Origin of the sequence: Pseudomonas sp. QE6 (assembly GCF_041379005.1) — a bacterium.
Taxonomy (GTDB): Bacteria; Pseudomonadota; Gammaproteobacteria; order Pseudomonadales; family Pseudomonadaceae; genus Pseudomonas.
The window spans coordinates 3,888,480-3,911,244 of record NZ_CP166873.1 but is presented as its reverse complement, the minus strand read 5'-3'; the positions used below and the strand labels follow the sequence as shown (position 1 = coordinate 3,911,244).

21 protein-coding genes are annotated in these 22,765 nt (G+C 64.0%); 10 read left to right on the top strand and 11 right to left on the bottom strand.

Annotated features, from left to right (window positions below; all coding sequences use genetic code 11):
* Nucleotide 1: 1 nt before the first annotated feature.
* The 3 genes from ACAW63_RS18055 to ACAW63_RS18045 all read right to left on the bottom strand — a co-directional run bounded on the left by ACAW63_RS18055 (nt 2) and on the right by ACAW63_RS18045 (nt 1,743).
* Entirely contained in the window at nt 2-757 is a 756-nt protein-coding gene (locus tag ACAW63_RS18055; RefSeq protein WP_371227401.1) for an SDR family NAD(P)-dependent oxidoreductase, read from the bottom strand.
* Nucleotides 754-1,176 carry a nuclear transport factor 2 family protein gene (locus ACAW63_RS18050; RefSeq protein WP_371227399.1) on the bottom strand — a complete coding sequence of 141 codons (423 nt, stop codon included), beginning with the start codon at nt 1,174-1,176 and terminating at the stop codon, nt 754-756. The genes ACAW63_RS18055 and ACAW63_RS18050 overlap by 4 nt, the downstream gene beginning before the upstream one ends.
* Nucleotides 1,177-1,272: 96 nt before the next feature.
* On the bottom strand, nt 1,273-1,743 hold the full coding sequence (locus ACAW63_RS18045) for a PAS domain-containing protein (RefSeq protein ID WP_371227397.1): 471 nt from the start codon (nt 1,741-1,743) through the stop codon (nt 1,273-1,275).
* A gap of 128 nt (nt 1,744-1,871) precedes the next feature.
* Between ACAW63_RS18045 and ACAW63_RS18040 the strand changes: the two genes are divergently transcribed.
* The gene (locus ACAW63_RS18040) at nt 1,872-2,765 is read left to right on the top strand and encodes a MerR family transcriptional regulator (protein WP_371227395.1); all 894 of its coding nucleotides are present in this window, start codon (nt 1,872-1,874) and stop codon (nt 2,763-2,765) included.
* A gap of 179 nt (nt 2,766-2,944) precedes the next feature.
* Here ACAW63_RS18040 and ACAW63_RS18035 read toward each other — a convergent pair whose 3' ends face one another.
* Together ACAW63_RS18035 and ACAW63_RS18030 are read right to left on the bottom strand one after the other, a co-directional pair.
* Nucleotides 2,945-3,478, bottom strand: a complete 534-nt coding sequence (locus ACAW63_RS18035; RefSeq protein WP_371227393.1) for a cytochrome b — start codon at nt 3,476-3,478, stop codon at nt 2,945-2,947.
* Nucleotides 3,475-4,539, bottom strand: a complete 1,065-nt coding sequence (locus ACAW63_RS18030; protein WP_371234709.1) for a catalase family peroxidase — start codon at nt 4,537-4,539, stop codon at nt 3,475-3,477. The genes ACAW63_RS18035 and ACAW63_RS18030 overlap by 4 nt, the downstream gene beginning before the upstream one ends.
* A gap of 518 nt (nt 4,540-5,057) precedes the next feature.
* Here ACAW63_RS18030 and ACAW63_RS18025 point away from each other — a divergent pair.
* The 3 genes from ACAW63_RS18025 to ACAW63_RS18015 are packed head-to-tail and all read left to right on the top strand — an operon-like array spanning nt 5,058 to nt 8,628.
* Nucleotides 5,058-5,861: an EAL domain-containing protein gene (locus ACAW63_RS18025; RefSeq protein WP_371227391.1), complete on the top strand. Its 804-nt coding sequence runs from the start codon at nt 5,058-5,060 to the stop codon at nt 5,859-5,861.
* Nucleotides 5,858-6,808 carry a diguanylate cyclase gene (locus ACAW63_RS18020; protein ID WP_371227389.1) on the top strand — a complete coding sequence of 317 codons (951 nt, stop codon included), beginning with the start codon at nt 5,858-5,860 and terminating at the stop codon, nt 6,806-6,808. The genes ACAW63_RS18025 and ACAW63_RS18020 overlap by 4 nt, the downstream gene beginning before the upstream one ends.
* A gap of 56 nt (nt 6,809-6,864) precedes the next feature.
* Nucleotides 6,865-8,628: a PAS domain S-box protein gene (locus ACAW63_RS18015; RefSeq protein WP_371227387.1), complete on the top strand. Its 1,764-nt coding sequence runs from the start codon at nt 6,865-6,867 to the stop codon at nt 8,626-8,628.
* 115 nt (nt 8,629-8,743) lie between these two features.
* Here the strand turns inward: ACAW63_RS18015 and ACAW63_RS18010 are convergent, their stop codons facing one another.
* The 3 genes from ACAW63_RS18010 to ACAW63_RS18000 all read right to left on the bottom strand — a co-directional run bounded on the left by ACAW63_RS18010 (nt 8,744) and on the right by ACAW63_RS18000 (nt 14,526).
* Nucleotides 8,744-10,705 carry an ATP-binding protein gene (locus tag ACAW63_RS18010; protein ID WP_371227385.1) on the bottom strand — a complete coding sequence of 654 codons (1,962 nt, stop codon included), beginning with the start codon at nt 10,703-10,705 and terminating at the stop codon, nt 8,744-8,746.
* Complete coding sequence (locus ACAW63_RS18005; RefSeq protein WP_371227383.1) at nt 10,689-12,917, bottom strand: EAL domain-containing protein; 2,229 nt, start codon at nt 12,915-12,917, stop codon at nt 10,689-10,691. The genes ACAW63_RS18010 and ACAW63_RS18005 overlap by 17 nt, the downstream gene beginning before the upstream one ends.
* Nucleotides 12,918-13,284: 367 nt before the next feature.
* Complete coding sequence (locus ACAW63_RS18000; RefSeq protein ID WP_371227381.1) at nt 13,285-14,526, bottom strand: MFS transporter; 1,242 nt, start codon at nt 14,524-14,526, stop codon at nt 13,285-13,287.
* A gap of 100 nt (nt 14,527-14,626) precedes the next feature.
* Between ACAW63_RS18000 and ACAW63_RS17995 the strand changes: the two genes are divergently transcribed.
* Together ACAW63_RS17995 and chrA are read left to right on the top strand one after the other, a co-directional pair.
* Nucleotides 14,627-15,568, top strand: coding sequence for a chromate resistance protein ChrB domain-containing protein (locus tag ACAW63_RS17995; RefSeq protein ID WP_371227379.1), 942 nt, complete (start codon nt 14,627-14,629; stop codon nt 15,566-15,568).
* Complete coding sequence (gene chrA, locus ACAW63_RS17990) at nt 15,561-16,925, top strand: chromate efflux transporter (RefSeq protein ID WP_371227377.1); 1,365 nt, start codon at nt 15,561-15,563, stop codon at nt 16,923-16,925. Before ACAW63_RS17995 ends, chrA begins: the two co-directional genes overlap by 8 nt.
* 76 nt (nt 16,926-17,001) lie before the next feature.
* On the opposite strand, the gene ACAW63_RS17985 is transcribed toward chrA, so the two are convergent.
* Entirely contained in the window at nt 17,002-18,357 is a 1,356-nt protein-coding gene (locus ACAW63_RS17985; RefSeq protein WP_371227375.1) for a PLP-dependent aminotransferase family protein, read from the bottom strand.
* Between the two features lie 139 nt (nt 18,358-18,496).
* Here ACAW63_RS17985 and ACAW63_RS17980 point away from each other — a divergent pair, with 139 nt between their 5' ends.
* The 3 genes from ACAW63_RS17980 to ACAW63_RS17970 all read left to right on the top strand — a co-directional run bounded on the left by ACAW63_RS17980 (nt 18,497) and on the right by ACAW63_RS17970 (nt 20,222).
* Nucleotides 18,497-18,679, top strand: coding sequence for a hypothetical protein (locus tag ACAW63_RS17980; protein ID WP_371227373.1), 183 nt, complete (start codon nt 18,497-18,499; stop codon nt 18,677-18,679).
* A 77-nt stretch (nt 18,680-18,756) separates the two neighbouring features.
* Nucleotides 18,757-19,584 (top strand): PhzF family phenazine biosynthesis protein, encoded by an 828-nt coding sequence (locus ACAW63_RS17975; protein ID WP_371234708.1) that lies wholly within the window; start codon nt 18,757-18,759, stop codon nt 19,582-19,584.
* Nucleotides 19,585-19,733: 149 nt separating this feature from the next.
* A complete protein-coding gene (locus ACAW63_RS17970; protein ID WP_371227371.1) occupies nt 19,734-20,222 on the top strand; it encodes a DinB family protein in 489 nt (162 codons plus the stop codon).
* A gap of 121 nt (nt 20,223-20,343) precedes the next feature.
* Here the strand turns inward: ACAW63_RS17970 and ACAW63_RS17965 are convergent, their stop codons facing one another.
* Complete coding sequence (locus tag ACAW63_RS17965) at nt 20,344-20,688, bottom strand: cupin domain-containing protein (protein WP_331314743.1); 345 nt, start codon at nt 20,686-20,688, stop codon at nt 20,344-20,346.
* 9 nt (nt 20,689-20,697) lie between these two features.
* The gene (locus ACAW63_RS17960; protein ID WP_371227369.1) at nt 20,698-22,104 is read right to left on the bottom strand and encodes an NAD(P)/FAD-dependent oxidoreductase; all 1,407 of its coding nucleotides are present in this window, start codon (nt 22,102-22,104) and stop codon (nt 20,698-20,700) included.
* Between the two features lie 279 nt (nt 22,105-22,383).
* Here ACAW63_RS17960 and ACAW63_RS17955 point away from each other — a divergent pair, with 279 nt between their 5' ends.
* Nucleotides 22,384-22,731 (top strand): RidA family protein, encoded by a 348-nt coding sequence (locus ACAW63_RS17955; protein ID WP_371227367.1) that lies wholly within the window; start codon nt 22,384-22,386, stop codon nt 22,729-22,731.
* Nucleotides 22,732-22,765: the final 34 nt, after the last annotated feature.

Genomic DNA, 22,765 nt, shown 5'->3' with positions numbered 1-22,765 from the left:
CTCAGGCCTCCGCCGGCGGACGCGCCAGGCGCCGCCCCAGGCCCAGGCGCCAGCGCGCCGGCAGCCGGCCCAGCAGCTTCAGCGCCAGAACGAAGGCAAACGGGAAGGCGATCTCCAGGGGGCGGGAATCCAGCCTCGCGACGATATGTTCGGCGGCGCGCCGGGCTGGCCACAGCATCGGCATGGGAAAGTCATTGCGCCGTGTCAGCGGTGTGTCGACGAAGCCAGGACTGACCAGGGTGAGGTCGATACCCTCCTCCGCCAGATCGATCCGCAACGACTCCACCAGGTACCGCAAGCCCGCCTTGGAGGCACCGTAGGCACCGGCACGCGGCAGGGCCAGCCAAGTCACCGCACTGCCGATGATCACCAGATGCGGGCGCTGGCAGTTGCGCAGCAAGGGCAACGCGGCCTCGATGCAATTCGCCGTGCCGATGAGATTGGTCGTGACAACGCGCTGCACCAAGGCGGCGCTGAAGAGTCCAGGCTCCAGGTATTCGCAGGTTCCGGCATTGAAGATGACGCGATCCAGACCACCCCATGCCTGATCGATGGAGCGGGCTGCCAGGGCGACCTGGCCTGCGTCCGCGACATCCGCGGCGACTATCAGCACCTGCCCCGGATAGCGCTGCGCCAAGGTCTCGAGCGATTCCGCCCAGCGCGCCGTCAGCGCCAGGTGGTGACCGTCCGCGAGCAGCCGTTCGGCCATGGCAGCGCCCATGCCGCTGCTGGCCCCGGTCAGCCAGACGCGGCTCATGCCAGCCTCCGCTTGAGCCAGCCGATGACGCCGCCCATTACCGGCAGATGCTCGTAAAGCAGCGCTCCAGCATCGAAATAATCCCGGTGATAATCGACCCGCTCGCTCCAGCGCAGAAAGCTGCAGCCATCCAATGAGATCAGTCCGCCGCCGGCCAGCCTCCCGTGGCGAAAGTGCAAGGTCCAGCGCAGGTATCCGCTGCCCTGCGCGACTTCGTCAAAACCATGGAAGTCGTAGCGCAGTTCGCGAACATTGAGGTAAATCGATTCGAAATAGCGGCGCAGCTCGGCGAGCCCTTCCACCCGGTGCAGCGGGTCCTGGAAGTGCACATCCCGGCTATACAGCTCATCCAGCCGATGAAGGCTCGTGGCATCCAGCGTGGCAAAGCGTTCGGCGAAGGGCTGCAGGAACGAAGACATGGGAAGCTCCGATAATTTCTGTACAGATTAAAAATTCTGCACAGGTATAATCGAAGCCTACGGCAAAAATTGTACAAATCAAGAGATCTTGTACAGTTATTTTGGTGCAGAGTTGTTCCTTCCCGGGTCGGCGGTAGCCAACTGACGCTTGAGCTCGGCCACTTCCGCCTCCAGTTGCCTGACCCGCTCCAGCGCCGCGATCTCAGTACTGACATCGCGCTGGATGCCGATGAAATAGGTGAGGTGATCCGCCTCGTTGCGTACCGGCGTGATGGAGAGTTCGTTCCAGAACGGCGTGCCATCCTTGCGGAAGTTGCGCAGCACTTCGCGGCAGGGTTGGCCACTGCTTATCGCTTCGCGGATGGCCGCCAGCCCTGGTTGCTGGCGCTCGGCTCCCTGGAGGAACCGGCAATCGCGGTAGAGAATGTCATCCACGGCATAGCCCGTCAGGCGCTCGAAGGCGCGATTGGCGTAGATCAGGATGCTGTCATCACCCTCCTGCTCGGCCACCACGACACCGTCGTTGGAGGCTTCGACCATCAATTGCAGCAGCTTGGCGTTGATCATCGCGGCGTTCCCATCCGGTTTGTAATCATCCGCCTAGGGTAGTCGGCTAGCTTCGCGATGCCCAGCGCGGTCATGGGCGTCGGCGCTGGTTTACAATCCCCGTACCTTCGCCCCCCCCTGGCCACGCCATGAACGACATTCTCGACACCGACCTGCTGCCCATGCGTGAGATCGTACGCCTCACCGGCGTCAATCCGGTGACCCTGCGCGCCTGGGAGCGGCGCTATGGTCTGGTGAACCCGATCCGCACCGAGGGAGGCCACCGCCTGTATACCCGCAGCGATCTGCAGACCATCCAGGACATCCTGCTCTGGTCCGGCCGGGGTATGGCGGTCGGCAAGATCGGCGAACTGCTCGCCAAATCCAGGCGCCAGGAACCGGAGCAGGCCGGTGACGAATTGCTGCAATGGCGCGAAGCGTTCGAGCGGGCCAGTGCGGCATATGACCTGGACGCACTCGATCGTCTCTATGGCCAGGCTTACAGCCTCTATCCGCTCCTCACCCTGCTGGAGGACATCCTCCTGCCACTGTGGCGCTCCCTGCTGACGCTCAATGCCTTTGGCGCGCGCAGCCAGTGGCTGTTTCTCGATGCCTTCCTGCGCGCCCGCGTCCTCATGCGCCTGCAGATGAGCCGCCCCAGTGAAGCCTGTGTCCTGCTGTCGGACGCCACGGGAAACCTCCAGGAGTTCGAGTTGCTGGCGACGGGACTTCTGCTCAGCGATGATGGAATCCAGGTTCAAACCCTTTCACCGGGCGCGCCGCTGGAGGAATTGCCACTGCTCTGCCAAGCGATCCAGCCGGCTGCCCTGGTCCTTTTGGCCCATGTCGCGCTGGCCGGCGAAGGGCTCAAACGCCTGGAGCGCCTGCAACTGGCTATCGACTGCCCGCTGGCAGTGACCGGCGAGGCGGCGCCGGACATATCGAGCGCGCTGCGCGACGTCCCCCTTGCCGATCTCGGCAACAACCCGGCCAGTGCTCGGCAGCGCCTGCGCGCTTTAGTGCAGGGAAAATTGCAGCTTTGATTCGCGCGAACCGCGGACGAATTGGGTAGCCCTCTCATGCAGCCGGCCTGATCGCTGAACTGGTGTATGCGCCCCGGGAGCGCATCGACCAGCTCGCTCTATCGCTCAACCGGATAGTCGACGCGGATACCGGCTCGAAGTTGTTGCACCGGGGACCACCACCACGACCAGTTCGCCGATCAGCGCACCCGCCACATGCGGGAAAACACCCCGTCGCGGTGAATGAGTCCATGCACCAGCGCGGCCGCAGCATGCAGCAGTATCAGGGCGAACAGGGAGAGCCCCAGCCAGCCATGGACGCTGCGCAGCAGTCCATACAGGCTGGCATCCTGCCCCACGAGCGACGGGACCACCCAGCCCGCCAGACGCAGCGGGTAATCCGCGGCGGACTGCATCGCCCAGCCGACCACGGGTTGAACCAGCAACAGGGCATATAGCGCCAGGTGCATCAGTCCAGCCAGCCGGCGCTGCCAGACGCCCACGGTCGACGGAAGCGGCGGCTTGGCGGTGGCGCAGCGAACCAGCAGGCGCATGACGGCGAGCAGCAAGAGGGGCAGCCCTATCTGCTTGTGCCAGCTCACCAGCTGCGGCTGGTAGCTGGCGAGACTCGCGACCATGGCGACGCCGACAAAGAGCATGCCGATCAACAGGATAGCCATGGCGCCATGAAGCAGGCGCAGTATCGGATGGTAGAAACCGACGGGCTGCTTCATGGTTGCGCTCCCCTGTCGATATCGGACGGAAGCCCCTCGGCGGTGCGCCGGCGATAGGACTCCGCATAGGCAGCGGAGCGAGCCCGCAGGATGGCATCGCCACTTGGCTCCACTCCATCGGGCAGTACCAGCGGATCGAAGTTGAACCCGTAACAGTCACCCTCGAGCTGGGTGCGAGCCTGCTCAACCACCAGGGTTCCCGCATCAACCTGTTCGCGCCGAACCGACCAAGAGCGCGTCGGGTCGTCCACCGCATCCGTTGCGCCCGCCAGGGTGAAGCGCCATTGCCAGCGCAGCGGTCCCGCCGCTACGCGCTCCAGCAAGTCCCGTTGAAGCGCGTCGTCGGCAGCCTCCTGTTGCGCCAACGGCGTGGCGGCCAGCTCCGGCACCATCGACCAGCGCACGGCCTGGCGACCGCCAACCGAGTCAACCAGGACAAAAGCGTTGATGCTGTTGAAGCGGGTGCTGGCAAAACTGTCGCTGGGCCGATAGGACGAAACCCAGCTGCGGAACTCCGCGCTTTCCGGATGCGCGTCGAAAAATGCCTGCACGCGGCGTGAATCCGGCTTGCCAGTGACAGGGTCCGGGCGCATGGCGCCCAGTTGCTGATAGAAATCCTCTGGGGTGCGCACGGCCAGCACCGGCGGATTATTCATCGCCATGCGCCACTGCTGGCCATCGGCCTGGCGCAGCAGCAGCGCCATACTGCGCACCGAGACGCTGGTATCGGCGGCGTGGGGATTGCCCGCTCCGACCGAGAACCGTCCGAGAACCTCGATTCGGCCCGCTGCGAGCAACCCCGCGCGGGATGACGACGCCAGGGCGCCGTTGCCCTCGATGTGCCCCTTGAAACAAATGCCGCGGGGATGGGCGCGTCGATACCCTGGGTGCACCCCGGCATTTTCTTCCATGCGCCCGATCAGCCGGGCAGTGGTGAGCCTCTCCGTTCCCAGCCAACCGGCGGCCCAGGCGAAAGCGGCGGCAACGGTGGCAATTCCGGTGGTTATGGCAGCAGCGCGAAGAAGGCGCTGTCTAACGGTCAGTAGTCGAGGTCGTTGCATGGCAATTGCGTTCAGATACTTGGCTCGATGGAAAGTGACAGCCTCAGCGGAGCGATCGCCCGCTGTGGGCAGGTGCGGCAGCTGGATCGTATCCAGTGCAGTACACCAGGTGAGCGACAATTATCTATGCGAGAATATTATCTTGTACACATTTTGCATCCGGATCGTGGGGCAGCTTCCTGCCGCGACCTTGCACTGCCCAGCCCGAACCATGAGCGGATGCCGCCTCCTGTCACGCCAGGGTTGTTCCTGCTGCAACTCGACCTCCGATCTTGTACAGGAAATGATAATTGAATGTCTTTTAAGCCATTTTCAGTGCACTCATGGCGTAATCAGCACCATTGCCTTCATTTTATCTGTACAAAATTATATCTTTGTACAAATAAAGATTGCATACTACCTTCGAGACCAGAGTGCCATCACGCCATGCCGGAGCGGCAAAGGAAGCTCAGCCGGTACGCGAATGCGATAAGGCGTCGTCCGCAACCCTTGGCCCCAGCAGCCCCGAGGTACGAAAGATGAACCCGAATGACATTTCTCCCGTACCGAACCGCCCTGTTGGCTGCCGAAACTGCAGGGACAGCCGGAAGCTGGATTTCAAATTCAGCATGGCGTTCCAACCCATAGTCGACGTCAGGAGCCAACGCATATTCGCCTACGAGTCGCTTGTCCGCGGCACGGATGGAAGTGGCGCCCAGAGAATTCTGGAGAGAGTTTCTGAAGAAAACCGCTATGCCTTTGACCAGGCATGTCGGGTCAAAGCGGTCGAACTGGCTGCGAAACTCGAAGTGCCCTGTTACCTGAGCATCAACTTCCTGCCTAACGCCGTCTACCAGGCTGCAACCTGCATTCGCGCCACGCTGGATGCGGCGCGTCGATTCGACTTTCCGACCAACCGCATAATCTTCGAAATAACCGAAAACGAGCAGGTCGTGGAAAAGCAGCATCTCAAGGAAATAATGCTCGAATACAAGCGGCAGGGCTTCCAAACAGCCATCGACGACTTCGGGGCGGGTTATTCCGGGCTCGGACTGCTGGCGGAGTTCCAGCCCGACATCATAAAGCTGGATATGCAGCTCATCAGGAACATTCATAACGACAAAGCCAGAACTGCCATTACTGAAGGAATTCTCAGTGTCTGCAGAGCACTTGAAATATCGGTGATCGCTGAAGGAGTCGAAACGCAGTACGAATATGCAAGGCTTCGGAGCCTGGGAGTCGAACTATTCCAGGGCTACCTGTTTGCTCGTCCTCATTTCGAAGCGCTTCCCGAGGTGTGCTGGCCGCCTGCGTCGGATGCCATGGAGCAGCAGCAGACATGACCGACATCTGTGATTTCGAGTCAGCCGCACGTGCAGCCCTGGCGTATCTCAAGCAGACCCTTGGCTTCGATCAATGGTTTGTTACCAGGCTCGATGGCGGCGAATGCATCGTCATGGAGGCGCTGGAAAACCAATCCTTGCAGCCCGGCCAAACGTTGGATTGGTGCGACACGCTGTGCTCAAAAATGGTAGATGGCGCAGCACCCCGCATTGCCCCTGACTTAAGAGAACATCCCGGTTATCAGGATGTTCCGTTTCTCCGAAACATTCCGACCCAAGCCTATATGGGATTTCCGCTCTATAAATGCGACGGCGATCTGTACGGGACGATATGCGGTATAGCGTCGAGCCCGCAGACAGTGTTGGGGTCTGAGCATGTGCAACTGTTCGAGTTGATGAGCAGGCTTCTGAATGCGCTGTTGCAGATGGAGATTCGAGCAGAGAGCCAGACCCGTCGCGCTGAACGTTTCGCCGCCCAGGCCTTGCAGGACTCGATGACAGGTTTATTCAACAGGGCCGGCTGGGACCAGTTGATGGCGAAGGAAGAACATCGCTGCCGACGCCACGGCAAGTCTTGCGTCGTGATCGTGATCGACCTCGACGAGCTCAAGCAGATAAACGACAGGGAAGGACACCTTGCCGGAGACTCGCTCATTCGCCGAACGGCGGAAGCCCTGACGGAGGCAGCGAGAAGCGAGGATGTCGTCGCTCGGCTGGGCGGAGATGAGTTCGGAATAATCGGAGTGAATTGCGACCTGGCGAAAGGCCGAGTCTTGATGGCGCGCGTGCTGGATCGTCTGGCGGAGCGCGGCATCGCCGCTTCGGTCGGAATGTCCTCGCGTCCAGCGAAAGGCAACATCAAAGGAGCTTTCATCGAAGCGGACTTGAGGATGTACGAGCAGAAGCGCCTCAAATCATCGAAGAGGTTTGACGCTCGCAGCACGTGAAAGCGGAGTTCCGGAACAGGCGGATCGCCACAGCATAATTCTTAAGGGAGATTCAGATGTACAAATTCTTCCGACACACCCAAGCCGAGGACGTAATAACTGCAATCGAGCGGACCCAGGCGGTCGTCGAGTTTGACCTCGATGGTACGATTCTGCGAGCCAACTCGATATTCCTCGGCATGACGGGTTACTCCCTCGAGGAAGTGCGCGGTCGCCCTCATAGCATGTTCATTCACCCCGATGAAGCAGGTGGAAGGGAGTACTCCTCATTCTGGCAAGAGCTCCGGGAAGGCAAATCTCGAACGGGGACGTTCAAGAGACTCAGCAAGCAAGGCATTGCCCTCTGGATTCGGGCTACTTATACACCTGTTTTTCGAAAGAACAGGGTGACGCGTATCATCAAGTTCGCGACGGACATCACAGCGGAGATGATCGAGCAGGCGCGCATAGAATCTCAGATATCGGCCATCGATCGCGCCCAGGCGATCATCGAATTTAGCCCTGACGGCACCATCCTTGACGCCAACGCCAAGTTTCTCAAGCTGATGGGTTATTCGATTTCAGAAATCGTTGGCAAGAAACACCAGATGTTCGTGCCGGAAGCACAGCGCGAATCGAAGGCCTATGGGCAGTTCTGGCAGAAACTACGCGCTGGCACATATGAGACGGCCGAATTCGAACGTATCACCAAAAGCGGGCGCTCAGTCTGGATCCATGCCACCTATAACCCGATCCTGAGCCCGGAAGGCGAAGTCACCCGAGTAGTGAAGTTTGCCAGCGACATCACGGCAGAGGTCTTGCGCAACAGGGAATTCAAGCTGCTTTCGCTTGTGGCGAACGAAACCGACAACTCGATCGTCATTACCGACAAGAATGGCATTATCCAGTACGTGAATCGCGGCTTCACGAAACTCACCGGGTACGCCTCGGACGAGGTCTGCGGCAAGAAGCCGGGGCCTATTTTGCAGGGGCCGGCGACCAGCCCGGAAACGGTCGAACGAATCGCGGACGCCCTGCGCAATCGCCGGCCGATTTACAGCGAGATCCTGAACTACAAGAAGTCGGGTGAACATTACTGGATATCTCTTGCAATCAACCCGGTCTTCGACGCGCAGGGTGAACTGGCGCAATTCATTTCTATCCAGGCCAACATCACACAGACCAAAGAACGCTCCCTCGAGTCCGAAAAGCGCTTCGCCGCCATTAGCGTCAGCAACGCCGTAGCGGAATGGGAGATCGATGGAAGACTTGTCATGGCAAACGAGTATCTGGTTCGTCACCTGGGACACGAGAGCGCCCCCGGACTGCTCGCCTGCCAGCACAACCTGGCAAAGCTATTGGGTGAGCAAAGATTTTCGCAATTATTGGCGGGGCAGCCGCTTCTTTGTTCCCTCGACTTACCCGACAAGGCGGGCAAACCAATTCGGTTCGATAGTGCCATTTGCCCCATCACTGACTCCGTTGGGCACATCAAGAGATTCGTCACATACGGAATCGACGTACAGGCTAAACACGAGGCTTCCCAGGTCACGGATCGCGAAATGAATCGCGTGCAGGAGTCCAGCGCTCAGATCACGAAAATCATCGACAGCATCAACACCATAACGGAAAAGACCAACCTGCTCGCCCTTAACGCCGCCATCGAGGCCGCGCGTGCTGGCGAATCCGGCCGCGGCTTTGCTGTTGTGGCCGATGAAGTCCGAAAGCTTGCTCAGCAGTCGGCGACCTCAGCGAAGGAAATCACCCAGCTAGTCCAAGAAAGCAGCGCCCGCATCGATCGCCTGAACGCATCGCTGACCCAGCTATTGACGTCGTCCTGATACATCAGACCAAAACTGCGCATGGCTACCTGCAATTGAGCCCGCCATAGCGGATGTCCGCTTTGGGTCGTCGGCTGCCGCTCACTCAGGACACCCCTGCCACCCAGCAACCAGTTTAACCAGGCTGCGCATCCGGCCCCCTGCATGGCAGGTGCAGGGTAAAACTGGTGCCGCTCGCGGCTCCGTTGGCCTCAGGCGCTGCCACGCTTTCCACATGCAGGCGCCCGCCCAGCACCTCGGTCACGATCTGGTGCGAGATATGCAGCCCCAGGCCGGTGTTGCCGCGATGGCGGCCGGTGGTGAAGAAGGGTTCGAGAATGCGCGGCAGCTCGTCACGGGGAATGCCCTTGCCGTTGTCGCTGAATGTGAGCACCACGCCTGCCGGGCCATCGGCGGTGATGGAGATGCTGATGCGCCCTGCCCTGCCGTCGGGGAAGGCATGGTCGAGCGTGTTGCCCAGCAGGTTGGAGATGACCTGCCCCAATGGCCCCGGGTAACTGTCCATTGCGAGTCCCGCAGGCAGGTCGAGCGCCAGTTGCACCGGCTGGTGGGGGTCCCAGCGGCGCAGGCGCACATCGGCGTCGAGTATCGCTTCGGCCAGGTCGAAGCGGCGTTTCTGTAACGTGGTGCGATCCATCGCCACCTGCTTGAAGCGTTGCACCACGCCCGCCGCGCGGGTGGTCTCCGCCTGGGCGATGGCCAGTGCTTCGCGGCTGTCCGCCAGGAAACGGTCCAGGTCGGAGCGACGTAGTCCGCTGTCGAGGCGGCGGAGCAGTTCGTCGAGGCCGCTCTGGGCGGTGGAGAGTGCAAGGCTGGCACCGCCCAGCGGGGTGTTCATCTCATGGGCGACGCCCGCCACCATCAAGCCCAGGGACGACAGACGCTCGACCCGCGCCAGTTCCGACTGCATCGCCTGCATATCGCGCCCGGCTTCGATCAGGGCATTATTGGCCCTTTCCAGCTCGCTGCGTCGCAGGGCTTCGGTCTCCATGCTGCGCATCAGGCGCAGGATGAGGAACCCCGCCAAGCCAATGATGCAGAGCGCCAGCGCGGCAATCAGCAGGGTCCAGCGCCAGCCCAATGTGCCGATGGCAGAATCCGGCACCTCCACCAGCACACGTACCCCGAAACGGCGCGTATCGACCTGCGCGCCCTCGCGGCTGCTCAGCACTTCGGCGCTGTTCAGGTCGATCCACGACCAGTCGCCGCCCTCGCCTACCCAGTGGCCGTCCTTGCGTTCCTGCATCGCCTGCCAGAGACCGGGTTGGCTGACGGCCAAGCGGCGTTCACCATTACCCAGCTGCCAGTTCCATTCGTCCTCGGCGCGCGGCCCGACTATCCAGTAACCCTCGCCATTCACCAGATAGAGATTCACGCCTTGCCGGGAGCCCAGCTGGCGCAGGCGGTCGAGCAGACGCTGGGCGCGGTAGTTGAGCACCACCACGCCCCGTCGGCTGCCTTGGTCCAGCACCGGGCTGGCCACCCGCAGCGTGGGTTGCAGCGGCTGCTCGACGACGCCGTGCTCGGCGTTCAGGTCCAGTTCGGAGAAGTAGATGCTGCCGGCGGGCAGGCCAACCGCCTCGCTGAAATAGGGCGCATCGGCCCGGTTCTGCAGTTGTTCCGACGGCACCAGCTCCACATGGCCGTCACGATTGTCGACGCGCAGGCGCTCGTCGCCGTTCTCGTCGATCCAGCGCACCTGGTCGTAATTGATGGAGCTGCGCGAGAAGCTAAGGAACAGACGGGCCGCCACCGAGTCGGGCCGGGTGTCGGCGCTGATCAGCTCCGGTGGCAGGTCGGCGAGGAACACCACGTCATGGCGCAGCAGGTCCAGCGAGCGGGTCAGTATCTGCACCGTCTCCTCGCGCACGCTGTCGCGGGCGCGCAGGGCCGGCTCGCGGACCACCCGCTCCAGTTCGTTCCACAAGAGCGGCAGGCCCAGCAGCAGGAGCAGTAGCCAGGGCACGACCAGGGTCAGCAGGTGACGCCGGTGCTGCCGCAGGAAGAGCCCATTGAAGCGCAGCCAGCCGCGGCGGTCCGCAGGCTGGATGGCGACCTCTTCAGCTATGCCGTTCACGCAAACGCTCGATGAAGGCATCCAGCGGTTCGGGGCGGCCGAACAGATAGCCCTGGGCACGCTGGCAACCATGCTCGCGCAGCCAGGTCGCCTGCTCGTCGGTCTCCACCCCTTCGGCCAGTACGCACATCTGCATGCGATGGCCGAGGGCGATGATCATGTCGGCGATGCTTCGCTTATCGTCGACCAGGCCGATTTCACGGACGAAGCGCTGGTCGACCTTGAGGGTCGAGGCGCAGATCGAATTCAGGTAGCTCAAGGACGAATAGCCGGTGCCGAAATCGTCGATGGCGATGGAGAACCCGGCCTCTTCCAGGCTGCGCAGGATGTTGCCGCCGGCCTGCTGGTCGCTCATGGCCGCCGATTCGGTGACCTCCAGCTCGATGCGCTGGGGGCGGATGCCGTGCTGGCGGACCACCGCCACCAGCTCCTCGGAAAACTCCTGCCGCGCCAGTTGCAGGGGCGACACGTTGACCGCCAGCGGCAGGTCGGGGAAACCGGCCTGGTCGAGCGCCCGCGCGGCCGCACAGGCCATCTCCAGGATGCGCTTGCCCAGCGGCACGATCAGACCGTTGGCCTCGGCGATGGGGATGAACACACCGGGCGGAACCTCCGTGCCATCGGTGTCGACCCAGCGCGCCAGCACCTCGGCGCCCTGCACCTGTCCCGTGGCCAGGTCCACCTGGGGTTGCAGGACGATGCGGATGCCCTCGGTGTTGCGCAGCGCATGGTAGAGCGCATGGGATTGCTGGAAGCGCTGGCTGGTCTCCTCCTCCATGCCCGGCTGGTATTCGCAGAGCAGCGATGCCTGGCTGCGAGCCCGCTTGAGCAGCAGCAGACCCGCGGCGATGGCGCCCCGTGCCGAGCCGTTGTAGGCGTCCAGGTCCAGGCGTGCCGCGCCGATGCCGATGAAGGGGGAATGGGCGCTCTCGTCGAACAGCTCCAGGCTGCGGACCTGTTGCGTGGAAAGGCGCTGGGTAGGACCGAGGATCGCGAAGGTGTCTTCATGCAGGCGTGCGACCAGGCAGGGTGGCGCGAAGCTGGCGCGCAGGCGCCGGGCCATGCCCTGCAGCATGAGGTCGCCCTGTTCGACACCGAGCGACAGGCTGCCCTCGGCGTACTGGTCGAGGTCCACCAGCAACAGGGTCCGTCCACACGGCGGAGGCAGCGCCAGCACGCTTTCAAGCTCGCGGAGCAAGGCGTTGCCGTTGGGGATCGAGAGCAGTTCGTCCTCGTAGGCGATGCGGTCGAGGCGACTGCTCAGGGCTACATTGATCAGGCCGGAATTGACCTGGGTGGAGAACACCCGCAGCAGTTCGCGTTCGGTCTCGTCGAGGTGCCGATCGGTCGCCAGGTAGGCGGCCGCATGCGGCACGCCCTCGGTGCCGGGGAAGAACAGCACCTGGCTGTCGGCGGTGGCGATGGCCGTCTCGTCCTGCATGGCGCGGCTCAGCAACGCGCGTATCGGCTGGTCGTCCAGCGAGGCCAGCGGCCGGGACAGATTCCCGGCAAAACGCCCGGCTGCCGCGCTGATGCTGGCGTGCAGCGGAGCTTCGTCGGCGTGCCCGGCCTGGACGCAGACCAGGCCATCGGGCTCCACCCCTAGCAGGCCCGACAGCTCGCAGATCATCCGCGCCGAGAAATCCTCCAGCCCCCGGGCCAGGGTCAGGCTGTTGCTGGCTTCGACTATGGCCTGCAAGCCGCGCTTGGCCCGACTCAGCGCGCGAATCTGCTGCCAGGTGCGCAGGTTGCCGGTGAGGATGCTGTGCAGGCGTTCCTGGCTCATGTCGGTCTTGAGCCAGTAATCGCTGATATCCAGGTGGTCCAGCGACGCCTGCATCGGCGCCATGCCGGGTTGGCCGGTCAGGAGGACTATCCGCACGTCGGCATTGCCCTGCACTTCGCGGACATTGCGCACCAGACGCAGGCCGGCGTCGTCGCTTTCCATCACCACGTCGAGCAGCACCACGGCCAGATCCGGTGTTTCCACCATGAGCTTGGCCGCCTCCTCCGCCGACCCGGCGGTCAGCAAGCGCAACGGCTGCTCCTGGTAGCGGTACCCCAGCAGCGCTGCCTGCAACGAACGCTGGAAGCCGGGGTCATCGTCGACGCTGAGGACCAGCAGGGGCTCCGTATCGACCAGCTCTCCTGCCGGCTCCTCCGGGGAAAACTGGAACATGCCCTCGCCGGGTGCCTCGTCATTCCCTCGCATCGCTCTCTCCTTGTCCCGCGTTGCCGGCCTTTGTGGGCCTGCGTGCGTTCGGTATAGAACAGGGGATAGCACTAGGCCAGTCATCCTGGGAGCCCCTTCCTGGCGCTCATGACGGCACAGACCGGGAGAAACACGCTCGGGCCGAGCGCCGGCCTGCGGCGGCGGGCTCGAGGCGTCGCAGCGAAGGTGAAACGTCAGCTGACCAACGGCTGTTTCCCGGCCCATGCAGGAGGTTCAACGCCCGGATGGCCTGCCCCTGGCCCCTCCACCTTCATCGACCTGGTCCTGCGCCACGACACGCAGAAGCGGATGCCTGTCTCAAGCTGCAGGCATGATCAAGGTAGATGCTTGGCACTTCGCAGCGCATTCATGACGATTCACCCTCAAGCCTGACATCGCGGCACGCCAGGAGCAGCGTCAGGTCGTAGAGAACCTTCAGCACACCACAGGCGAGCAGCGGCGCGGTGAGCCAACCCAGCCCGATCAGGCCGCTGGCGATGGTCGGCGCAATGGCGGCGGCAAGACTGCGCGGTACCGCGGTCAGGCTCGCGGCAGCCGCACGCTCCGCGGGTGTGACGACGGCCATGACAAAGGCGCTGCGCGTGGGCACGTCGAGCTGGGACAGCGCGCTGCGCAGCAACAGCATGAGCAAGGCCAGCGGCAACGACGGCATGAATGCTGCCGCGATCAGGCACAGGCTTGAGGGGATGTGCGTGAAGACCATGGTGTTCAGCAGGCCGATCCTGCGCGCCAGCGGCGCCGCCAGCAGTTGCGAGCTCGCGCTGAGCAAGCCGGTGCAGAAAAAGAACTGTCCGGCCGCGCCGATGGAAAGATCGAAGCGCGCCATGAGCCAGAGCGTCAGCAAGGCATTGACTACCAGGCCGCCGGCGAATGCATCGACGCTGAACAGCAGCGCGAGGCGCACGACGATCCAGCGCGATGGCCCAAGCGGCGTGTGAGCACCGGCCGCGGTCGACGGGTGCGTGGGCAGGTGCCGGTACAGCGCGAGGATCGCCAGCCCCGCAACGGCATAGAGGACGAACATGCCGCGCATGGCCGAGAGCGCGGCGACGCCGAGATGGGCAGCGATCCAATCCGGCGCTCCGGCCAATAGCGCGCCCAGGGCGCCGGAGAGCGCGCCGACGAGGCTGTAGCGCGCAAAAAGAGCCGTGCGCGACCGCGCTTCCGAGGCTTCGGCCAGGCAGGCATGCTCGATGGGCAGGAACAGGCTGACATCTCCCGCACTGGGATTCATGGTGCCGAGGAAGGCCACGATGAGCAGCGGCCAGAGCGTCGAGAAGCTGGAAAAGCCGATGCCCGTCGCCACCATCACCCCGGCGGCGACCAGCAGCAGCGAGCGACGCGCAAAGCGATTGCCCAGCATGCCGACCAGCATCGTGGCGATCGCCGAGCCCAGCAACGTCGAGGTGCTGATCAGCCCGACCGAGAGGATCGACATGCCTAGTGCGAGCAAGTAGGCCGGCAGCAGCACCGCAACGAAACCGTCGCAAAAGCCCCGCAGACTCCTCGCCAGCAGCAGCCGCCACACGCCGGTCTCAACGCCTGCCAGCGCCAGCCCAGATCCGAGGCGGGTGATGAGTGGAACCATGGCGGGCCTCCGTGGTGCATCCATCTCTCGAATACGGCTTACCCTTTCGACCAAGCATCACTATAGTAGAGATAACAACCAAATACGTTGAATACTCTACATGAACGTCTGGCTCCTTCTGGTGCTCGGCCTGCCGACTGCCAATTCGACCGAGCGCATGCGTGCCTGGCGAGCGCTCAAGGCCTGCGGCGCGGCGGTGCTGCGCGACGGGGTATACCTGTTGCCAGAGCGCGTTGGCGGACGGGAAGCCCTCGAAGCCATCGAGCAGGAGGTGCTCGCCCTCAATGGCACCGCCTACCTGCTGACGATCAGCGAACCCGGCGAGCGATTCGTTCCGCTGTTCGATCGCAGCGAGGAATACGCCAGGTTGCGCGCCGATATCGCCAACTGCCTCCGCGAACTGACGGACGAGAACGCCCTGCAAACCGCACGGCAGGTCCGCAAGCTGCGCAAGGCCTTCGCCCAGCTGGCTGCCATCGACTTCTTCCCCAGCGAATCCAGGCAGCTCACCGACTCGGCCCTCCAGGCGCTGGAAACCGCCATCAGCCGCGCCCTCGCGCCGGACGAGCCGAGCAGCCATGAAGAGACCATCACGCCCTTGGCGCCAGAAGACTTCCAGGGTCGCCGCTGGGCGACACGCAAACGCCCCTGGGTCGATCGCCTCGCCAGCGCCTGGCTGATTCGCCGCTTCATCGACCCCGCCGCGCAGATTCTCTGGCTGGACTCCCCGCACGACTGCCCTGCCGATGCGCTGGGTTTCGACTTCGACGGCGCCACCTTCAGCCATGTCGGACAGCGCGTCACCTTCGAAACCCTGCTGGCCAGCTTCCAGCTCGAAAGCCCCGCCCTAAAGCGCACCGCCGCCCTCGTGCACTACCTGGACATCGGTGGCAGCCAGCCCGCCGAGGCATCGGGTATCGAGCGCGTCCTGGCCGGTCTGCGAGAAAGCATCGGCGATGACGATCGGCTGCTACAGGCCGCCAGCGGCATCTTCGATGGCCTGTTGACTGCATTCGCTACTGACGAGAAGAACCATGACTGACTCCACCACGCCTGCCGCCGAGAAGGTGATCGCCCCTGGGGCGCCCATCAGCCTGTTCGAGGCCTTCCTGTTCTGGCTGAAGCTGGGCTTCATCAGCTTCGGCGGCCCGGCGGGACAGATTTCGATCATGCATCAGGAACTGGTGGAGCGCCGCCGCTGGATCAGCGAGCGCCGCTTCCTCCACGCGCTGAACTACTGCATGTTGCTGCCGGGACCGGAGGCGCAGCAGCTCGCCACCTACATCGGCTGGCTGATGCATCGCACCTGGGGCGGCGTGATCGCCGGAGCCCTGTTCGTGCTGCCGTCGCTGTTCATCCTGATCGGCCTGTCGTGGGTCTACCTCGCCTTCGGCGAAGTGCCGGTGGTGGCGGGCATCTTCTACGGCATCAAGCCCGCCGTGACCGCCATCGTCGTCCATGCGGCGCACCGCATCGGCTCGCGGGCCCTGAAGAACGCCTGGCTATGGGCCATGGCGGCGGCCTCCTTCGTTGCCATATTCGCGCTCGACGTGCCCTTCCCGGTCATCGTGCTGGTAGCCGCGATCCTGGGCTACATGGGCGGACGCCTGCTGCCGAGCAAGTTCGTCATCGGCGGCAGCCATGGGGCAGCGAAGACCAGCTACGGCCCCGCGCTGATCGACGACGACACCCCGACGCCCGAACATGCGCGCTTTCGCTGGGGGCATCTGCTGCGTCTGGCACTGATCGGGGCTGCGCTCTGGCTGCTGCCCATGGGCCTGCTGACGGCCTCCTTCGGCTGGCAGGGCACCCTGACGCAGATGGGCTGGTTCTTCACCAAGGCCGCCCTGCTGACCTTCGGTGGCGCCTATGCGGTGTTGCCCTATGTCTATCAGGGCGCGGTCGGCCATTACGGCTGGCTGTCACCCACCCAGATGATCGACGGCCTGGCCCTGGGCGAAACCACGCCGGGGCCGCTGATCATGGTGGTGGCGTTCGTCGGTTTCGTCGGCGGCTACGTGCACCCGATGTTTGGCGCGGACCACCCCTTCCTCGCCGGTGCCATCGCCGCGAGCCTGGTCACCTGGTTCACCTTCCTGCCGTCTTTCCTGTTCATCCTCGCCGGCGGGCCGCTGGTGGAGTCGACGCACAACGAGCTGAAATTCACCGCGCCGCTGACCGGCATCACCGCGGCGGTGGTCGGCGTGATTCTCAACCTGGCGGTGTTCTTCGGTTATCACGTGCTCTGGCCGAAAGGTTTCAGCGGCGCGTTCGACTGGCCGTCGGCCGTGATCGCCATCGCCGCGGCGGTGGCGCTGTTCCGCTTCAAGCGTGGTGTGATCCAGGTGTTGCTCGGCTGTGCCCTGGCAGGCCTGGCGGTGCATTTGCTGCGCGGGTGACAGCCTCCGCCGGCCAGCCCGACTGGCCGGCTCACCCGAGACTATCGATGCGTGCGAGAGGTGCACGGCCCGGACTTCAGGCCGAGAGCGTAGTGCTCTTCAGGAGCCTCGCCAGGAGCGTCAGTCCTTCCGTCAAGTCGTCGAGGGACGGACCACCGAGGCACAATCGAATCCCTGCCTCCTGGTCACTACGGTCGACCATGACCGATTCGGGAGGCGTCACCCTGATTCCCACCGAGGCGGCCGCTGCCGCCAGGCGGTCGGCAGCGGCGCGCGGCATTGGCAGCCAGAGGTGATAGGCCTCCGGCTGCGCCACGAGCTCCACCGCGCCGAGGAGCGAAACCGCCAGGCTCGATCGGCGGCGCGCTTCATGGCGCAAGTCCTGCGGGATGGAGGCGATGACGCCGCTGGATAACCACTCCTCCACCACCGCACAGGACAACGGCGACGGCGCCATCGGCACGTCCTGCAAGACTTCCTGCGCCGCAACGGCCATTTCCGCCGGCAGTGTCAGCATGCCGATCCTGAGTCCCGGCCCGATCGACTTGGACAGCCCATTGACGTGGAAGACACGTTCGGGCGCCAGAGCGGCGAGCGTCGGCGCCGAGGGCGGCCCCAGCGCATAGACGCCATCCTCGATGATCCAGGCTCCCGACCTCCGGCAGACATCGACGATAGCCTGCCGACGCGCCACGCCCATGGTGGCCGTGGTGGGGTTGTGCAGCATCGGCGTGAGGTAGACCGCTCTGTTACAGGTGGATTCGAGGCCTTCCAGCGCCGCGCCGAGCGCCTCCGGGACCATCCCCTCGGCATCGATCGCGACGCCTTGCATCCGATAGCCTTTGCGCCGCGCCAGCGCTATCGCCCCGGGGTAGGTGACGCGTTCAGTCAGGATCACCCCCTGCGGTCCGCAGGCCAGATCGAAGGCCAGCGAAATGGCCTGACGGGCGTTGCTGGTCAGCGCCAGGTTCGCCGGATCGACGCTGACACCGAGCGTTTCAAGCCAGCGCGCCAGCAGGCGCCGATGCTCCAGGTGCCCGGCGGGCGGCGAATAGAGATTGAGATGATCGGCGTCGATCTTCCGCGCGACCCCGGCCAGGGTCCGGGCCAGCAGGCGCGCCGAAAGCATGGCCGGCGGCACATTGGACGAAAGATCGATCTCCCGGTCTTCATGCGCCTGGCGGATCGCCACGAACATGCCCCGGCCCTTGACGCTGCGCACCAACCCCCGCCGTTCGAGGGCGGCGTAGGCCTTCGTCACCGTCCCCAGGCCAACCCCCAGCTGCCAGGCGAGGTCGCGATGGGCCGGCAGGCGGTCGCCTCCTTTCAACGGCCCCTCGATGATGTCATCGGCCAGCGCCAGTACCAGCCGCTCGGCGGGACTCGCGTCGATTTCCGCAAGGCGCGGCCTCCAGGGCGATTGAAGAAGCATGCTGACCGTCCAGGCTGACTAATAGTGTCGCGTGACACTATTTAAATTGATCACAAGTGTAACGTGCATTAGGGTCGTCTGCGACCTTCAACCTTTCACCAACCGCCTCGCCGGGATGACGGCGGCAATGGAGAGCCAGATGTTCAGCCATGTGACTGTTGGCGCCCGGAACCTCGAGCGGGCCGGCCGCTTCTATGACGCCCTCCTCTTTTCGACCGCCCGGATGATCGCTTTCTACTCCAGGCTCGGACGCTGGCTTCAAGGACTCTTCTCGGCGCTGTTCGCCGGCGCGGGCCTGAAGCTTCTCGTCTCGCCAGACTGACGCCCGGATACCAGTCGAAGCGACTGAACACCCCTGACAGGAACCCGAGGAGCGCTGTTGTGACCCATGAATTTCAGATGATCGATGTCTTCGGTGCGGAACCTCTCTCCGGCAACCCGCTGGCGGTAGTCCTGGGTGCCGACGCGCTGGAGACCGATGACATGCAGTGCCTGACGCGCTGGTTCAACCTCTCGGAGACAGCCTTCCTGCTATCGCCCACGCACCCGGCGGCCGACTACAGGGTCAGGATATTCACGCTGGAGAGAGAAATGCCCTTTGCCGGGCACCCGACGCTGGGCAGTTGCCACGCCTGGCTGTCCACTGGGCGAGCGCCGATGAAAGAGACGGAAATCGTCCAGGAGTGCGGCGCCGGGCTGGTGACCATTCGCCGTGACCAGGGCCTGCTGTCCTTTGGCGCGCCACCGCTGATTCGTTCCGGCGCTCCCTCGCCGGAAGAACTGAGCGAAGCGATTCAATTCCTCGGCATCGAGCCCCAGGAGGTCGTCGACGCCGCCTGGGTCGACAACGGCCCCGGTTGGCTGGGGATCAGGCTGGCCTCGGCGGAACAGGTGCTCGCCCTGAATCCGCAACGCCACTGGCCGCGCAGGATCGACATCGGCGTGGTCGGGCCGCATTCCCGCGGTGATGCCGCTTTCGAAGTTCGCGCCTTCTTCAACAATCACCTGGGCACCATCGTCGAAGACCCCGTCACGGGAAGCCTCAACGCGTCGCTGGCGCAGTGGCTGTCCTCCACCGGCGTGATCGAAGAGGCCTATGTCGCCGCCCAGGGCACTCGCCTGGGTCGCAAAGGACGCATTCATGTGGCGCGCGACGGCGACGGCCAGTTCTGGATCGGCGGCAAGACCCACACGCAGGTTACCGGCCGACTCCAGGGGATCCCATAAGCGTCAGGCATGACACAAGCCACACAGGAACAAGCGCCGAGGGCCGCTTCGAAGAAGGCCCTTACTCGTCGATTGCGTTCAAACAAGGACTGACAAACATGTCTACGGCTCCGGAAAGCCAACCCATATCCGCCACGGACACCTTGAAAATGCTGATGCGCTACAAGGCCTGGGCGAATCAGCTGACGTTCGAAAGCGTGATGAACCTGCCCGATGGCGAGGCGCTACGCCCGAGGCAAACGCGCTTTGGCAACATGGTGCATACGCTGAACCACGTTTATGTGGTGGACGACATCTTCCGGCATCACCTGCAAGGCAGGAAGCACCCCTACACCGCGCGCAACACCGAACATCCGTCTCCGCTGGGCGACCTCTGGAACGCGGTTCAGGCGATGGACCGCTGGTACATCGAGCTCGTCGACACCTGGTCGGCCGAGGACCTGTCGAAAGTCGTCCATTTCGAGTTCGTCGGAGGGGGAAAGGGCGTCATGACACAGGAAGAAATCGTGCTGCACCTGGTCAATCACGCCACCTATCATCGCGGTTTCGTCGGCGACATGATGTACCAGATTCCCGTTACGCCACCCTCGAACGATCTCCCCGTATTCCTCCGGGACCACTATCGCAAGGCTCGGTGAGTCCCTGCCGCATGGGCGAGCCGGGGGCGCCTTGCCCTTGTCCGCGATGCGCCGGCAAGGCCGGCGCTGTATTGGCTTCGCGAGCACGATGCCCCTCGTGGACAGGTGCCACGCCCCGCACTCACCCCAGAATCAGATAGGCCTTGCGCACCTTCTCGATGATTTCCCACTCGCCCTGGGTATTGGCGGCGAAGTAGATCGAGTCCCCCGCCTTGAAGGCGATGGGCTCGCCGCCGTCCGGGGTGAACACGCCGCGGCCTTCGATGAAGTAGCTGTACTCGGCCTGCATGATGGCGCGGCGCAGACGGCCCGGAGAGCACTCCCAGAAGCCGCTGGAAGCATTCTGCGAGGCGAGTTCCTGGTGCGCGGCAGTGCTGGCCATCGGGATCGGTTCGCCAATCGGGATGCCGGCCGGCGCGGGCTCGGAGAACTGGGCATTGTCGAGACGGAACAGTACGGGGGTCATGGGATTTCCTCAGGCTTTGTCTTCAAGTCCAGCGGGTGCAAACCGGGCCATCAGTACGTCGAACGGATTCGCCGGCTTGCCGTTGAGTTCGGCGCGTTCCTTGCGAATCACGGCCTTGCGCACCATCGAGCCACCGATGAAACGCACCGGCTCGGGCGGGAACGGCTTGCAGCGGCGGCCGACCAGGGCGCAACCGCTCCACGGGTCCTTCCGCCCCAGTGCGAGGCTGGCCAGGATGCGCCCACCCAGGCGGCTCGGGCCGACGCCATTGCCGCTCCAGCCGATGCCGTAGTGGATGTTGTCGCTGCCGGCGATGCGGCCGAACACCGGCAGGCTGTCGTAGGTGCGGTCGATCGGGCCGGACCAGGAATGGGTGATCAGCGCGTCGTTGAGCATCGGGTAGGCGCGGCGCAGGTCGGCTTCGGTCAGGGCGATGCCCTCACGGTCTTCGCTGAACACCGGCCCCATCTTCGAGCCGTAGCTCAGCGAGCCGGTGCCCTTGCCGAAGGCGATGCGCTCGTCGGGCGTGGTGCGGTAGTAGTCGACCAGCAGCTGCGAGTCGGTGATGGCTTCCGCCCCGCTCCACCCCATGCTTTCCAGGCGCTGGCCCAGCGGCTGGGTCACCACGATGGAGCTGCCCACCGGCACGAACAGCTTCGCAAGCTCCGGGATGGCGGCAGACCAGGCGTTGGTCGCCAGCACCACCTGCCCGGCTTCAACCCGGCCGTTCGCCGTGAGGAGACGCACCGGGCGCCCCGGCTGAATCTCGGTAACCGGCGTGTTCTCGAAAATCTCGACACCCGCTTCGAGCGCCACGCGCCGCATGCCACGGACCAGGGCGGCCGGCTGCACGGTGGCATTGCTGCGCTCCAGCACGCCGGCGATGTGCACGTCGGACCCGGAGCGCCTGGCCACCTCCTCGCGGGACAGCCGTTCGAACGGGTGGAAACCCAGGCGCTCGCAGGCGGCCAGGGTGGCGTTCCAGCTATCGACGTGGGCCTGGCAGGTCGCCGTCCAGAGCCAGCCCTTCTGGCGGAAGGCGGCGTCGATCCGGTGGCGTTCGCAGAACTCGCCCAGTTCCTGGATCGCGCGCTCCGCACTGGTCGCCAGGAAGGTCGCCTGCTCGGTGGAGCAGAACGAGGTGAGCGACTGGATCTTCGGCCACCAGGACATCACGAATCCGCCGTTGCGCCCCGACGCACCGCCGCCGCAGATGTCCTGTTCCAGCACCATGACCCGGCAATCGGGCTCGTGCTCCTTGATCGTCAGCGCAGTCCAGAGGCCGACGAAGCCTCCGCCGACGATCACGATATCGGCCCGATGGTTGCCCGAGAGCGGGGACGGCAGTTGCAGGTCGGACTCGGCGCAGAGCATCCAGAAACTGCGTTTCAGCGGCGGCACGGCTGGGAATTTCATGGCGGGTCTCTTGGCAGGTGAAATCGTCGGTCGCGCCAGTCGGGCGATCCCCATCCCGGCAGGACAACCCGGTGGCTGGCGATGGGTCCGGAGGCTATCCGCAGGCAATCTAAAAAACAACGATATTTTTTACTTTGAGAAAATTTGGAAGTTATTTTTTAACAACGCGGATTTCTCCTATTTATCGTCCTTTTCTTCCTAGCCGACCGCTCGCCGGCCCCCGAACAATCTGCCCAGGCCGGATACACCGGCCGTGCTGACAAGACAGGAGGGACCGCCGTGGACATACAGCGCAAGGGCCGCAACGCCCGCTACAGCCAGTGCGTGCGCTTCAACGACTGCATCGAAACCTCGGGCATCGTCGCCCGGGATACGAGCCTGGACATCGCCGGGCAGACCCGCGATGTGCTGGAACAACTGGAGGCCGTCATGGCCCTGGCCGGCGTCGACAGGAGCCGCCTTATCCGGGTGCAGATCTGGCTGGCCGACATGGCCGAGTTCGACGCCATGAATCGCATCTACGACGCCTGGGTCGACCCGCAACATCCGCCGGCGCGCGCCTGCGTCGGCGCGTCCCTGGCCGACAGCCGCTACCGCCTGGAGATCCAGGCCAGCGCGGCGGCCTGACTGCTCCTTCCGTAACAGCTCTCCCCCTCATTAG

Excerpts from the sequence above, each read along its gene's own strand:
- ACAW63_RS18040 (WP_371227395.1), top strand. The coding sequence starts at position 1,872 with ATGAACGACATTCTCGACACCGACCTGCTGCCCATGCGTGAGATCGTA.
- chrA (WP_371227377.1), top strand. The coding sequence starts at position 15,561 with ATGACTGACTCCACCACGCCTGCCGCCGAGAAGGTGATCGCCCCTGGG.
- ACAW63_RS17960 (WP_371227369.1), bottom strand. The coding sequence starts at position 22,104 with ATGAAATTCCCAGCCGTGCCGCCGCTGAAACGCAGTTTCTGGATGCTC.
- ACAW63_RS17985 (WP_371227375.1), bottom strand. The coding sequence starts at position 18,357 with ATGCTTCTTCAATCGCCCTGGAGGCCGCGCCTTGCGGAAATCGACGCG.
- ACAW63_RS17965 (WP_331314743.1), bottom strand. The coding sequence starts at position 20,688 with ATGACCCCCGTACTGTTCCGTCTCGACAATGCCCAGTTCTCCGAGCCC.
- ACAW63_RS18045 (WP_371227397.1), bottom strand. The coding sequence starts at position 1,743 with ATGATCAACGCCAAGCTGCTGCAATTGATGGTCGAAGCCTCCAACGAC.
- ACAW63_RS17975 (WP_371234708.1), top strand. The coding sequence starts at position 18,757 with ATGATCGATGTCTTCGGTGCGGAACCTCTCTCCGGCAACCCGCTGGCG.
- ACAW63_RS17980 (WP_371227373.1), top strand. The coding sequence starts at position 18,497 with ATGTTCAGCCATGTGACTGTTGGCGCCCGGAACCTCGAGCGGGCCGGC.
- ACAW63_RS18035 (WP_371227393.1), bottom strand. The coding sequence starts at position 3,478 with ATGAAGCAGCCCGTCGGTTTCTACCATCCGATACTGCGCCTGCTTCAT.
- ACAW63_RS18020 (WP_371227389.1), top strand. The coding sequence starts at position 5,858 with ATGACCGACATCTGTGATTTCGAGTCAGCCGCACGTGCAGCCCTGGCG.
- ACAW63_RS18055 (WP_371227401.1), bottom strand. The coding sequence starts at position 757 with ATGAGCCGCGTCTGGCTGACCGGGGCCAGCAGCGGCATGGGCGCTGCC.
- ACAW63_RS18000 (WP_371227381.1), bottom strand. The coding sequence starts at position 14,526 with ATGGTTCCACTCATCACCCGCCTCGGATCTGGGCTGGCGCTGGCAGGC.
- ACAW63_RS18005 (WP_371227383.1), bottom strand. The coding sequence starts at position 12,917 with ATGCGAGGGAATGACGAGGCACCCGGCGAGGGCATGTTCCAGTTTTCC.
- ACAW63_RS17995 (WP_371227379.1), top strand. The coding sequence starts at position 14,627 with ATGAACGTCTGGCTCCTTCTGGTGCTCGGCCTGCCGACTGCCAATTCG.
- ACAW63_RS18050 (WP_371227399.1), bottom strand. The coding sequence starts at position 1,176 with ATGTCTTCGTTCCTGCAGCCCTTCGCCGAACGCTTTGCCACGCTGGAT.
- ACAW63_RS18030 (WP_371234709.1), bottom strand. The coding sequence starts at position 4,539 with ATGCAACGACCTCGACTACTGACCGTTAGACAGCGCCTTCTTCGCGCT.
- ACAW63_RS17970 (WP_371227371.1), top strand. The coding sequence starts at position 19,734 with ATGCTGATGCGCTACAAGGCCTGGGCGAATCAGCTGACGTTCGAAAGC.
- ACAW63_RS18015 (WP_371227387.1), top strand. The coding sequence starts at position 6,865 with ATGTACAAATTCTTCCGACACACCCAAGCCGAGGACGTAATAACTGCA.
- ACAW63_RS18025 (WP_371227391.1), top strand. The coding sequence starts at position 5,058 with ATGAACCCGAATGACATTTCTCCCGTACCGAACCGCCCTGTTGGCTGC.